The organism is Halobacillus sp. Nhm2S1, from assembly GCF_019599545.1.
Lineage (GTDB): Bacteria > Bacillota > Bacilli > Bacillales > Halobacillaceae > Halobacillus.
Genome location: NZ_JAIEZV010000002.1, coordinates 891,360 through 904,167, shown reverse-complemented (window position 1 = coordinate 904,167; position 12,808 = coordinate 891,360). Strand labels below are relative to the sequence as shown.

10 protein-coding genes are annotated in these 12,808 nt (G+C 46.0%); 8 read left to right on the top strand and 2 right to left on the bottom strand.

Annotation, left to right across the window (positions count from 1 at the left end; all coding sequences use genetic code 11):
• The first annotated feature begins 3 nt into the window (after positions 1–3).
• The 3 genes from K2225_RS10750 to K2225_RS10740 all read left to right on the top strand — a co-directional run bounded on the left by K2225_RS10750 (position 4) and on the right by K2225_RS10740 (position 6,139).
• A complete protein-coding gene (locus K2225_RS10750) occupies positions 4–1,491 on the top strand; it encodes a glutamate synthase subunit beta (RefSeq protein WP_220584734.1) in 1,488 nt (495 codons plus the stop codon).
• 272 nt (positions 1,492–1,763) lie between these two features.
• Entirely contained in the window at positions 1,764–3,800 is a 2,037-nt protein-coding gene (locus K2225_RS10745; protein WP_220584733.1) for a catalase, read from the top strand.
• Between the two features lie 956 nt (positions 3,801–4,756).
• Entirely contained in the window at positions 4,757–6,139 is a 1,383-nt protein-coding gene (locus K2225_RS10740; protein WP_220584732.1) for a dipeptidase, read from the top strand.
• Between the two features lie 25 nt (positions 6,140–6,164).
• Here the strand turns inward: K2225_RS10740 and K2225_RS10735 are convergent, their stop codons facing one another.
• Positions 6,165–6,800 (bottom strand): GrpB family protein, encoded by a 636-nt coding sequence (locus tag K2225_RS10735; protein ID WP_220584731.1) that lies wholly within the window; start codon positions 6,798–6,800, stop codon positions 6,165–6,167.
• A gap of 108 nt (positions 6,801–6,908) precedes the next feature.
• Here K2225_RS10735 and K2225_RS10730 point away from each other — a divergent pair, with 108 nt between their 5' ends.
• From K2225_RS10730 to K2225_RS10710, 5 genes are read left to right on the top strand one after another with little or no spacing between them, the layout of a single operon-like run.
• Positions 6,909–7,838 (top strand): hypothetical protein, encoded by a 930-nt coding sequence (locus tag K2225_RS10730; protein WP_220584730.1) that lies wholly within the window; start codon positions 6,909–6,911, stop codon positions 7,836–7,838.
• A 15-nt stretch (positions 7,839–7,853) separates the two neighbouring features.
• Positions 7,854–8,492: a hypothetical protein gene (locus K2225_RS10725; protein WP_220584729.1), complete on the top strand. Its 639-nt coding sequence runs from the start codon at positions 7,854–7,856 to the stop codon at positions 8,490–8,492.
• On the top strand, positions 8,489–9,616 hold the full coding sequence (locus K2225_RS10720; RefSeq protein ID WP_220584728.1) for a DUF4350 domain-containing protein: 1,128 nt from the start codon (positions 8,489–8,491) through the stop codon (positions 9,614–9,616). The genes K2225_RS10725 and K2225_RS10720 overlap by 4 nt, the downstream gene beginning before the upstream one ends.
• Complete coding sequence (locus K2225_RS10715; protein WP_220584727.1) at positions 9,613–10,539, top strand: AAA family ATPase; 927 nt, start codon at positions 9,613–9,615, stop codon at positions 10,537–10,539. The genes K2225_RS10720 and K2225_RS10715 overlap by 4 nt, the downstream gene beginning before the upstream one ends.
• Positions 10,490–11,848: a DUF58 domain-containing protein gene (locus K2225_RS10710; protein WP_220584726.1), complete on the top strand. Its 1,359-nt coding sequence runs from the start codon at positions 10,490–10,492 to the stop codon at positions 11,846–11,848. Before K2225_RS10715 ends, K2225_RS10710 begins: the two co-directional genes overlap by 50 nt.
• On the opposite strand, the gene K2225_RS10705 is transcribed toward K2225_RS10710, so the two are convergent.
• Positions 11,826–12,800, bottom strand: a complete 975-nt coding sequence (locus K2225_RS10705; protein ID WP_220584725.1) for a stage II sporulation protein M — start codon at positions 12,798–12,800, stop codon at positions 11,826–11,828. The genes K2225_RS10710 and K2225_RS10705 overlap by 23 nt on opposite strands.
• Positions 12,801–12,808: the final 8 nt, after the last annotated feature.

Below are 12,808 nucleotides of genomic sequence, written 5' to 3'. Positions count from 1 at the left end.
CTGATGGGTAAGTCTACTGGATTCATGGAATACACACGCCAATCCACACCTGAGCGTGATCCTGAAACAAGAATAAAAGATTGGGAAGATTATAAACTTCCCCTTTCAGATGAAGAAGCACAAAAGCAAGGGGCACGCTGCATGGACTGCGGCGTTCCTACTTGCCATTCTGGAATGGAAATCAACGGCATCACGAGTGGTTGCCCTGTTTACCACCTGATACCCGAATGGAACGACCTTGTCTATCAGGGGAAATGGAAGGAAGCTCTTGCCAAAGAACATGAAATGAATAACTTCCCGGAGTTCACAGGTTTCGCTTGTCCTGCTCCTTGTGAAGGGGCTTGTGTTCTTGGAATCAACGAACCACCGGTTGCCATTCGCAGTGTAGAGAGATCGATTATTGAAAAGGGATTTGAAGAAGGATGGGTCACGCCAGAACCTCCTGCCTATCGTACAGGTAAAAAAGTTGCAGTCGTCGGCTCAGGCCCTGCTGGTCTGGCAGCCGCCGCACAGCTGAACAAAGCGGGCCATTGGGTGACGGTTTATGAGCGTAACGACCGTGTTGGTGGATTGCTCACCTATGGAATTCCTGAAATGAAGCTGCCTTATTCCGTGGTTGAACGTCGCGTGAACATTCTAAAAGAAGAAGGCATCCAGTTCATGACGAACACAGAAGTTGGTCGTGACTATCCCGTTTCTCGTTTGAATGAAGAATATGACACGGTCATTCTTTGTGGCGGAGCGACAACGCCAAGGAACCTGGAAGTAGATGGACGTAATTTGAAAGGTATCCACTATGCGATGGACTTCCTACACTCCAACACGAAGAGTCTTCTGGATTCCGATCATGAAGACGGAAACTACATTAGTGCGAAAGACAAAAATGTGATCGTCATCGGTGGTGGGGACACAGGAACCGACTGTATGGCGACATCGATGCGTCACGGCTGTAAGAGCCTGACTCAGTTTGATATTTATGATAAAAAAGGTTCTACACGTGACAATGAAGTCAACCCATGGCCACAGTACCCGATCATCCATCGTGTGGAGTATGGCCAAAAGGAAGCAGAAGCGAAGTTCAATAAAGACCCACGTGCCTATGCGGTCATGACGAAGAAATTCGTCGGGGATGAGAACAATCGTATCAAAGAAGTGCACACGATAGACGTCGCTCTTTCTTATGATGAAAATGGCAACAAAGTCCGTACTGAAATCCCAGGAACAGAAAAAGTATGGGAAGCAGACCTAGTCTTGCTTGCGATCGGTTTCAGCGGACCGGAGCAGGACCTAATTGAAAAGCTGGGTATCGAAACGACCGTGCGTTCGAATGTCGCTGCCCAATACGGGAAGTACACGACGAACGTCGAAGGCGTATTCGCTGCCGGAGACATGCGCCGCGGACAAAGTCTGATTGTTTGGGCTATCAATGAAGGCCGAGAAGTCGCACGCGAATGCGATCGTTACATGATGGGCGCATCTCAGCTACCATAAAATCACAAAGGTAACCATTTCAAGCCACCTCTTAAGTAGAGGTGGCTTGTTCTGTTTGATTTATTTATATGAAGGATTTACTAGAACTCCACTAAATGATCTCCATTATTTAATAGATACTTTTAGAGCTTTTTCTCTTATTAAACCCTCCGACAAACTACTTTTCTAGGAAAGTAATTGTGTGTTTATTCTGTCGAATCGAGGGGTACGTAGATTGTAATGTTTATTTATTACTTACCATTCTAACCAATGGTTTCTTAAGGAGGAGCTCAATGAGTAATAAAAGATCAAGAAAAGATGAACAGTTGGATCAGTTCCGGGTGGATGATTCTGGCAAACATATGACGACAAACATGGGAGTTAAAGTGTCAGAAGATGAATTTTCCCTAAAAGCCGGTGAGCGCGGTCCAACTTTAATGGAGGACTTTTATTTTCGTGAAAAAATGACGCATTTCGATCATGAGCGAATCCCTGAGCGTATTGTACACGCGAGAGGTTTTTCTGCCCATGGCGAATTTCAATTATATGAATCTCTTGAGAAATACACAAAAGCAGATTTCCTAAATGATACATCAAAAACAACGCCGACGTTTGTAAGGTTCTCAACGGTTGCAGGTTCCAAAGGCTCCGCAGAAACGGTACGTGATGCACGAGGGTTCGCAACGAAATTTTACACAGAAGAAGGAAACTATGATCTAGTCGGAAATAACATACCTGTCTTCTTTATCCAGGATGCAATCAAATTCCCTGACCTTATCCATGCAGTCAAACCTGAACCACATAATGCCATGCCTCAAGCGGCTTCCGCCCATGATACGTTCTGGGATTTTGTAGGCCAAAACCAGGAATCTGCTCACATGGTGATGTGGACGATGTCTGATCGTGCTATTCCTAGAAGTCTCCGTATGATGGAAGGCTTCGGAGTCCACACGTTCCGTTTAGTCAACAAAGCAGGGAAGGCCCACTTTGTTAAATTCCACTGGAAGCCTGTCCTTGGCACACACTCTCTTGTATGGGATGAAGCGCAAAAGATCAACGGGAAAGATCCGGACTTCCATCGCGGTGACCTTTATAACTCGATTGAAGATGGAGATTACCCGGAATATGAGCTTGGAATCCAGGTCATTCCTGAGGAAGATGAATTTAAGTTTGATTTTGATATCCTTGACCCTACAAAACTATGGCCGGAGGAGGATGTTCCTGTTCAGGTTGTCGGTAAGATGACACTGAACCGAAACGTCGATAATGTGTTTGCTGAAAATGAGCAGGTAGCTTATCACCCTGGTAACGTCGTACCCGGCATTGATTTTACCAATGACCCATTGTTGCAGGGACGTTTGCATTCCTACACAGATACCCAGTTGATCCGTCTTGGAGGACCAAACTTCCATGAGCTTCCGATCAATCGCCCTGTCTGTCCGTTCTTCAACAACCAGCGTGATGGTTACGGACGTCAAACCATCAATAAAGGCCAAGTGAGCTATCATAAGAATTCTCTCGCGAAAAACACTCCAGCACCTGCGAGCGAAGAAGATGGTGGTTATACGCATTATCAAGAGAGGGTAGAAGGGCATAAGATCCGTGCACGCAGCAACAGCTTCAAGGACCATTTCTCTCAAGCGACATTGTTTTGGAACAGCATGAGTGACCATGAAAAAGAGCATCTCATCAGTGCGTTCAGCTTTGAACTCGGAAAAGTGGAAAGTGAGGCAGTCCGTGAAGAAGTGGTAAAAATGTTCTCTAACGTAAGCCTCGAGCTTGCACAAGGATTTGCTGAGAACATTGGAGTTACTCCTCCACAGAGTGGCGGATCAGATGTGAAGAAGTCTTCACCCGCACTCAGTCAGGCGAATACTGTTCACAAGCCATCCACTCGAAAAGTGGGGGTTATTTTAGCCAACGGATTCAACGGGAAGGACGTTACCCAAGCACTAAAGGAGCTTTCCTCGGAAGGAATCATGACAGAGATCATTAGTGACAAGCAGGGAATGGTAGAAGGAGATGACGGTTCAGAATTGAAGGTAGATCACACCTTCCTTACTACGGATTCTGTTCTTTATGATGCTCTGTATGCGATCGGAGGAAGCAATGAGGAAGAGGCGTTCAAAAAGCATGCCTCCCACTTCCTTAACGAAGCATTCTCTCACTATAAACCGCTGGGTGCTACCCACAATGCTGTACAATGGTTGAGCGATAACAAGCTTGCTGATCACAGCGGTGTCGTAGCTGGTGATGATGTTAAAGGCTTCACAGAAGATTTTGTACAGGCAGTGGCTGCCCACCGTCACTGGGATCGTCAATTAATTTAATTAATTTAACAACGAACCCCACCGCCCTGGGATCATCCCGGGGCTGGCGGGTTTTTGTTCTCTTGTTCTCTCATAAATGCGAGTCATAGAAGTTACTCCAATAACTAAATTCAGGAACACATTCGAAGAATAATGATGAAACCATAGACCGAAAGCCTTTGGTTCTTCAAAAATGGTATCCCTTGAAAAGGGAAAAAGGGACGATTTTTCGTATAGTTTGTTTAAATCTCGTGATGATAAGGGAAAGGATGAATAAATACAAAAAGACGAAGAGGTGATTCCATGATTCGTACAATCTTAATGATCATCGGTTTAATTGTTGTGATTAGCTTCATTATTTCCCTGCTATAATAATTATTCTAATAAGACTAAATCAAAGTGACCGGGTACACCATACCTGGTCACTTTTTCATGTACAAAGCTCTAGCACATGGTGATTTGGGTATAAAGTTATTAAAGAATTTGGCAGGATTATGGAAGACTCGAATTTAAGATACTTCGGGGTTCGTTACTGAGCTGTGCGTCAGGGGTGGCTGGGAAGCTACTCGCTTTCCTGTGGGGGAGTGGCGAGCGTCCTCGGACTACGTCCTGCTGGGTCTCGCCTATCTCCTTTCTCCCACGGGAGTCTCGCAGCTTCCCAACCACCCCTTTCTATGTAAGGGGGGAACGAATCCCTGTACCGAGTTGGAGAGTCTTCCACTATCCAACTGTTAGAGGTATAAAAAGCTCTGGATTAAGCTTTTAAGTATTATGGAAGTGTTCTATGATCCACTTCCCATAATCATACAAGTTGACCTTTCAGTAGTGGCTTCAAGAATCTTCCATATCGAAGCGAGCCATTCCCCGCAGCTCCCATCCACTCAACATACTTATCGAAAGTGATTCTTCAAGCAAAGGGAGCTTTTGAGGAAGTGGAGAGTTGTCTGTGTTTCAGCCTTTGAGGAAAATTCGGTATAATGAGAGCACATGAATATAAGGAGGGCAATAAGGTGAAGGAAGCCATTAAGTTACATAAAGATCAGTTCATTGAAGAATTAAAGCAGTATTTAAGCATTCCTAGCATTTCTTCCTTGTCTCAACATAAAGAAGACGTGAAAAAAGCGGCAGATTGGACAGCTGGTGCTTTGAAAGAAGCCGGCATGGAGAATGTGGAGGTCATCCCTACAAAAGGGCATCCGATTGTTTATGCGGATTGGCTTCATGCAGAAGGAAAGCCGACCGTTCTTGTGTACGGCCACTATGATGTGCAGCCGGAAGATCCGCTCGACTTATGGGAAACCCCACCATTTGAACCAGTCATCCGAGACGGTAAAATTTTCGCTCGTGGAGCTACGGATGATAAAGGTCAGCTGTTCATTCATATCAAAGCTGTCGACATTCTTATGAAAGAAAAGGGCGAGCTTCCGGTCAATGTGAAGTTTGTCATAGAGGGTGAAGAGGAAATAGCAAGCCCGAACTTAGGACCTTTCATTCAGGAAAATGAGGAAAAGCTTGCTTGTGATACGGTGGTCATCAGTGATACTTCTTTTAGTGAGGAAGGACAGCCGGCCATTTGTACATCTTTACGCGGGGCTTTGGCCATGGAAATGACTGTCACAACCGCCAATTCTGATCTACATTCGGGTACCTATGGCGGTGGCGTACCAAATTCGATTCACGCCCTCATCCAACTGTTGGATTCACTGCATGAAGAAAATGGGCGCATTGCCGTTGAAGGTTTTTACAAAGGCGTTCCGGAGCCTACAGAAGCCTTAAGAAAAGAGGTTGCGGAAGTTCCCTTCAATGAAGAACGTACGAAGCAGGAACTCGAGATTGATGAACTTTTCGGAGAGGAAGGGTTCACGTTCCAGGAACGTGTCGGCATCCGGCCGACACTTGAAATCAACGGGATTACGGGAGGTTTTCAAGGCGAAGGGTTGAAAACAATCGTCCCTAAAGAAGCGAGTGCAAAAATCAGCTGTCGTTTAGTTGGTGAGCAGGACCCTCAGGCGATTTTTGAGGCGATTCAACTTCATGTAGCCAACAACCGACCAGTGAGTGCGAAGGTTGATCTTCATCAGTACATTAAAGCAGACCCGGTGGCGATCGATTCAAAAAATCTATATATTCAAAAAGCGGCAGATGCGTTTGAGAGTGTGTATGATGTACGTCCACTCTTTCCGAAAGAAGGAGGATCCATTCCGATTGTCGAAGTTTTCGGTCGTGTTTTAGATGCGCCGGTTGTCTTGATGGGATTTGGACTCCCGACAGAAAACCTGCATGCACCTAATGAACATTTTCATCTGGAGAATTTCACTAAAGGGATCGAAACGGTTTGCACGTACCTGCAAGAGTTATAAAGGAAAAAGGCTGAGAATGAAGTTCTCAGCCTTTTTTATAGGCAAGATTAAGAATGGACTGGATGAATGGGCCTTTTTCCTTTGTGTAGACGGATCGTTCTTCTCTATAGGCTTCAGCCAACTGCTTTTTTAGAGATTCATAGGCTTTTGCAGATTGGGGGTTCACTCGTAAGTAGTCTCGAAATGTTATTTTCTCATCCCATTCAGAGCTGTTCCACTCACAGATGTGCAGATGGAAAGTGCCGCTCGTACCGGTGTCTTTTTTGAAAAAGCGCCTTGTCCTTAATTCAGGCTTAGGAACATATGCGTACCCTGCTTGTGAAAGGGGATGAATGTAGTGGGTGAACTCATCAAGGTTCTCCACCCCAAATAAAATATCAATAATTGGCTTAGCCTGGAGGTTTGGAACAGAAGTACTTCCGATGTGCTCTATGGGAATGGTCGGATCGCCAAGATTATGTAGAATGGCGTTTTTTTCCTTAGCGAATGTTTCAGGCCAATTGGATTGATAAGGAGAAAGCTGTACACGATTTTTGAGGTTGCGTTCATCACAGGAGAAGCATATTAGTGTATTGTTTTCCGATAACTCTCCATTCAGGAACCCATTTTCACAATAGATCGTTGTGCCGCAAGCATTGCACGTGCCGACATATTCATGCATAACGGTTACTCCCTTCCTTCTTATATTTTGGATAAGTCTGTCTTTTTTTGTCAAAACGAAACGCTGAAATGTTAGAATAGTAGAAAGATACTAGTTAGGGGGATGAAGATGGAACAACTCCAGAGAAAACCAAAGACGTTTGCCGAAATACTCGATCATACATTCAGTATATCAAAGAAAAACTTCGGTCCTTTATTTCTTACTTTACTCATTATATTTGCGCCGCTCTACATATTTGATTACTTATTCATGGTACTGAGCGGGATCAGCTTCTTCCGCGAACCGTCAGGTGGAGGGTTTACAGAAGGCATTCTAAACAATCTTGATACAGCAGCAGCTACCCAGGAGCTTGTGGCAACAAATCTCGGGATCGGTATGGAAATGGTGTATTTACTTGTTTCCACTGTTCTTGCCATTATCATCTACCCACTTGCCCAGGCATCGGTGATCGTAGCGGCCAGTAAAGCACTGAAGAATGAAACCTGGTCGAAGGGGCAGGCGATTAAAGGGGCGTTCTCAAGGTTTTGGCCGCTCATCGGAAGTACAGCCTTGATGGGGGTCATCTTCGGTGCCGCCGTTTTTATCGGGTTTCTCCTTTTCGGTGTTTTAGGAGGCATTAGCTTTGCGAGGGATGGCTTTGGAGTCGGATTCATCATGTCAATCGTCTTCGGTCTGTTGTTTTTCGCAGCGGTGGCTTTTTTTGTGACGAAACTGAGCATGTTCTTTGGAGCGATTGTTTTTCAGAAGGTTGCCCCGGGCTTTTCAAAAAGCTGGCAGCTGACGAAAGGGCGTTTCTGGTTCGTTTTCGGATTGTTCATCGTCTTTTTCATCATTACCATCCTGCTTACTTCCGTAATGGAGGGTGTCTCCGCTCTTCTTTTAGGTGGCAGTCTTCTCGGTCGTGTGCTGACGGACCTTGCCTCGATCATTACCACGCTTTTTATGATGGTCGGTTATACGGTTCTGTTTTTTGACTTGAAAACAAGGAACGAAGCGGATGACTTGAAAGATATGATTGCTTCTTACAAAGAATCATGAACGTAGGTGAATCGTGTGATTCAATCAAATGAAGGAAAAGAACAACTGAAGGAGATTCTCGAGCGTCCGGAGTATCAAGCGTACGAGCAGGAATCTCAGACGGCTAGTCAACGTCTTTTGGATATCATTGCCCAGTGGGTGAAAGAGTTGCTTGAGACTTGGTTTCCTAATTTCCAAGTCTCTGATTCTGCCATCAACGGCTGGATCTATTTTTTTGGTTTCATCGGAATTGGCATCCTTTTGTTGCTTGTCATCAAGCTTGTGGGGCGGTTCTCAGGGGAGAAGAAGTTGTCTGAAAAACGTACATTCAGCATGACTTCAGAGTTGGCATGGTCATCAGCAAAGCATATGCAGGAAGCGGAAGCGCGTGCGGAAGATGGTCAATTTTCTGAAGCGGCCCGTCATGTGTTCCTGGGCATGCTGTTGGATTTCGATGCGCGAAATCTTGTTGAGGTGAAAACCTGGAAAACGAACGGCGATTATGAAAAGGACCTGCAGGACTCAAATCATACGCTCGTTGCAGATTTTTCTTTTCTTGCCAAGGTTTTTGATCAGATCACCTATGGAAACCGGACCCTTCTGAAAGAGGAGTTTGATGAATTTCGCTCCCGAGCCTTTCAATGGATGGATCAAGAAGGGAGGAGAGAAGCGTGACGAATTCAAAGAAAACGTGGCTTTGGTCCGCTGTCACCTTTATCCTTCTTGCCGGTGTGCTCTATTGGCTCTCCAGTGGACGTCCGGAACCGTATCCTCCCTATTTATCTGAATCCCCTTCCCAGACAGGAATTAAAGCCTTTTACACGTTTCTTGATGAACAAGGGGAGGAACCTGCACGCTGGGATAGCATACCGAGCCGGCTTCCGAATGCAAGTGGCCGACAAACGCTCTTGATGATCGAACCTTTTTCCACCGTCAGCGGAGATGAGATGCGTCAGTATGAAAAGTGGATGGAAGAGGGGAATACCATCTGGCTGATGAAAAACAATCCCGTCGGCTATTTTGATACCCAGGTAGACTACGGCGCCTTACCTGCAGGTGAAACGAAGGTGGAGGGTGAGGATGGTCGTACATATATTGTAGAGGTTCAACAGGAGCACCGGCTGCAAACGAAGGAGTCGGATGATGTCCTATTGAGTGATCGTCATGGTGTGCTTGCCTTCGAGCGCTCCTATGGGGATGGTGCACTGATTGTTGGCATGAACCCGGATTGGTTCACTAATGAATGGATTGCGGACCATGAACATTATGAAGTGATTACATCGATATTAGCCTCAGAAGCCGAAGACAGCAGGGTTTGGTTTGATGAATATATCCACGGAAAAGATGGTTTATTTGCCGGATTGGACGTTTATCCGAAATGGCTGCTCGTCTTTACCCTCCAGCTTGCTTTGTTCATGCTTTTCTTTCTGTGGATGCAGGGGAAAAGGTTCGGCCCGTCCTTCATGCCGAGAGAAGCGGTTGTGCGTTTCGGGGATGAACGCCTGCAGGCTCTCGCTGCCTGGTACCGGAAAGGTGAGTTTTACAGAGAGTCGCTGGCCGTCCAAGAATCCTACCTTCGAAAGCTGTTACAGGACCGGTTCGGCGTCTCCTCCCAGGCGTCCTGGGAGGAGATTCGTCACACGCTATCGTATCGGTTGAATGAAAAGGATTATCAGGATTGGGAGAAATGGACGAAAACCGTGGAGCCGTTGGAAAACGTAACGGATGTAGATAAAAGGGCATTTTTAGATTGGTCGTATACGTTTGATCAGATGAGGAAAGAGGTGCAAGGGTCATGAATGAAAAATTGACAGAGTTGATACAGGCCTATGAACAAAGAGTTTACGGGCAGTCCGAGAATGTCCGATTGATGCTGGCGTCCGTCCTTGTTGGTGGACATGTGTTATTAGAAGGTGTCCCTGGTACGGGGAAGACAAAAATGGTGCGAACGTTAGCGAACCTCCTTGGAGGCGACTTCAAGCGGATTCAGTTCACCCCGGACCTCTTACCGAGCGATATTACTGGAAGCATGATCTACAACATGAAAACCGGTGAATTTGAGACGATGAAAGGACCTGTGTTTACGAATGTCCTGCTGGCTGATGAAATTAACCGTACACCGGCGAAAACACAAGCCGCTTTACTTGAAGCGATGGAAGAAAAGCAGATGACCATTCAGGGTGAGACGTACACACTTCCTGCTCCTTTCTTCGTTGTCGCGACCCAAAACCCGGTGGAGTTTGAAGGGACTTACCCGCTACCGGAAGCGCAGCAAGATCGCTTTTTGTTTAAATTACATATCGACTTTCCCTCTATGGAAGACGAAATTGCCGTGCTTAAACAGATGCTCCTATCTAAACAAGAGGAATCGGTCCAGCCACTGTTGACGGTAGAAGAGTTCAACAGGATCAGTGAAGAAATATCAAGTGTCACGATGACCGACGAAATGTACGGGTACATCATGTCGATCGTTCGCAAGACTCGTGAAACGGAATCCATCCGCCACGGAGCAAGTACGCGTGCAGCTATTGCCATTGCGAAGGCAGCAAAAGCGTGGGCGTACCTTGAATCACGCGACTACGTCACCCCGGACGATGTCAAAAAGGTCTCGATCGCTTCCTTGAGACATCGGGTGATTTTAGCGCCGCATATGGAACTGGAGGGAGTGACCCATGACCAAATCATTCAAGAACTTGTGGGATCAGTTCCTGTTCCGCGATAAAGGGATTGTTCCAACGAAACGTCTGCTCTTGCTTATACTCGCCTTATCATTCGTATTGATTTTACTAACATGGACAGGTCTTTCCTGGCCTCTCATCATCGCCGTAAATGGGGCGATTCTATTATTGAGCTTGGTTGATCTTACTTTTTCCCCTAAACGGAAAGAGCTTCAAATTCGCAGGGTAATGGATGAAGAAATGGAGCGGGGAATCGAAAATAATGGATCTGTGGTGGTCAGGAATGCTTCCGGCAAAGGGATGGCGATGAAAGTCATCGATCATTTTCCGCAATCGTTCACCCAACCGTTCCCTTTGCAAAAAGAGATTCAGGGACACGAGGAAGTACACATCACCTATCCATTTCACGCCGAACAACGCGGAGACTACACGCTTCCTCACCTACATATTCGCTATCATTCTCACTTTGGTTTATGGGAAAAACAGGTGAGGGTGGAGCAAACCGAGAGGGTGCGGATCATTCCTGACCTCACAGAGAGCAGGAACTTCCTGGAGGACGCGCAACGTTTCCTTCTCTACGAAGGAACACGCTTGAAGAGACGGCAGGTGGGAACGGGGGAGTTCAGTAAAATACGTTCCTATGTTGTGGGAGATGATATCCGGAAAATCAATTGGAGACAAACCGCAAAAGTTCAGAACCTGATGACCAACGAATATGAACCGGAGCATGGAAAATTTGTCACCTTAATGATTGACTGTGGACGGATGATGGGCGTGGAGCTTGAGGAGAGCAATCGATTGGAGAAGTCCCTCGAGGCAGCGATGACGGTGGCGACCGCTGCTTTGAAGCGCGGCGATTACGTGGCGGTCCTCGCTTTTTCAAAACACGTTCATGTGTATGTGCCGCCCGCAAAAGGAATGGCGCATATGCAAACCATTCTAAAAGAAATTTATGACTTGAAAGTCGAAGGATACGAATCCAACTATACGGCTGTGTTCCAACACCTGCAGCAGGTACAAAGCAGGAGGAGCCTTCTTTTATTGTTCAGTGATGTGAGCACGTTTTTATACGAAGAAGCAGCTCTGCATTATTTACAACGGTTACGGCGCTCGCACTTGTTCTTAATGATCGGAATCGAAGACAAAGTCATCGATTCCCAGACGAAGCGGGAGCCGGAGGATGTACAGACCACATTAGTAAAAACGTTGGCTCAAAAGCATGTGTTGGATAAAAAGCAGGAGTTGAAAAAATGGGAACGGCAAGGTCTCCAAATGATTGAGGCACCGGAAGAGGAGCTGGCGAGCGCCGCCGTTTCCCACTATATTAACATCATGAACCGTGGACTTCTCTAGTTTTGCTGGCATTGATTTTCCCAATGATTACGTATGCTAAAAGCCCGAGGACAGTAATGAATGCAAAGGCATATTTCGCTTCAAGGGACAAGTTGGAAGGGGTGATGTAACCTTCTACAATCCCTGCGATGATAAAGAGTGGAATGGTTCCAATTAACAGCAGGACAGACCGATAGGCATAGGTTTTTAATTGATAACTACGTGTTCGTTTGCCCGGAACCCAAAGTTTATAACCCATTAAAAGTCCTGCACCGCCCGCAATGAAAATGGCCGTCAGTTCAATAATTCCATGTGGGACGATGTAGGCCCAGAAGTCATAGGCTTTTCCATGAACCATGAACAAAGCGGCTAAGGCACCGACAATAATTCCGTTGTAGATGAGTAGATAAACAGTCAGTAAACCGAAGGTCACCCCTCCGGCAAAAGCAAGAAAAGCTACTTGAATATTATTAGTCATGATTTCTGCTGACATGATAGGAGAATTCATTCCACCGTCCTGGCTGCCGAGGCGGCTCGGATCCACAGCTTGTGCGATGGAATCAGGCAGAATCGTGTAAAGGCTCATCGGATCCTGGTAGACAGCAAGAAAAGCAGCCAGCCCTCCTAAAAAGAACAATAGCATGCTGATGACAACGAACTTCCATTGTTCACCGATGAGTGTGATGAATGAACTTCCAAACATTTGTTTCAATTGTTTCCAATTGGATGTGCTTTCCTGGTAAAGCATGTTATGCGCTTTTGTCACGAGGTCGTTCAAGTAAACGGTCGTTTCTTCTTCTGAAAAGTATGTTTGGCTGTAAGCAAGGTGTTGGGTGATTTTTTGGTACAGGCGCTGAAACTCTTCTAAATGTTTCGGAGCCCAGTGGCGACTGTTCTTATGTAACAACTGAATCAGTTCTTCTAAACGTTTCCACTCTTCACGGTGGCGCTTTACGAAAGATTGATAGTTCATGGTTTCAC

Coding starts and splice junctions, on each gene's coding strand:
- K2225_RS10750 (WP_220584734.1), top strand. CDS start 4: ATGGGTAAGTCTACTGGATTCATGGAATACACACGCCAATCCACACCT.
- K2225_RS10745 (WP_220584733.1), top strand. CDS start 1,764: ATGAGTAATAAAAGATCAAGAAAAGATGAACAGTTGGATCAGTTCCGG.
- K2225_RS10740 (WP_220584732.1), top strand. CDS start 4,757: ATGAGAGCACATGAATATAAGGAGGGCAATAAGGTGAAGGAAGCCATT.
- K2225_RS10735 (WP_220584731.1), bottom strand. CDS start 6,800: ATGCATGAATATGTCGGCACGTGCAATGCTTGCGGCACAACGATCTAT.
- K2225_RS10730 (WP_220584730.1), top strand. CDS start 6,909: ATGGAACAACTCCAGAGAAAACCAAAGACGTTTGCCGAAATACTCGAT.
- K2225_RS10715 (WP_220584727.1), top strand. CDS start 9,613: ATGAATGAAAAATTGACAGAGTTGATACAGGCCTATGAACAAAGAGTT.
- K2225_RS10710 (WP_220584726.1), top strand. CDS start 10,490: ATGACCAAATCATTCAAGAACTTGTGGGATCAGTTCCTGTTCCGCGAT.
- K2225_RS10705 (WP_220584725.1), bottom strand. CDS start 12,800: ATGAACTATCAATCTTTCGTAAAGCGCCACCGTGAAGAGTGGAAACGT.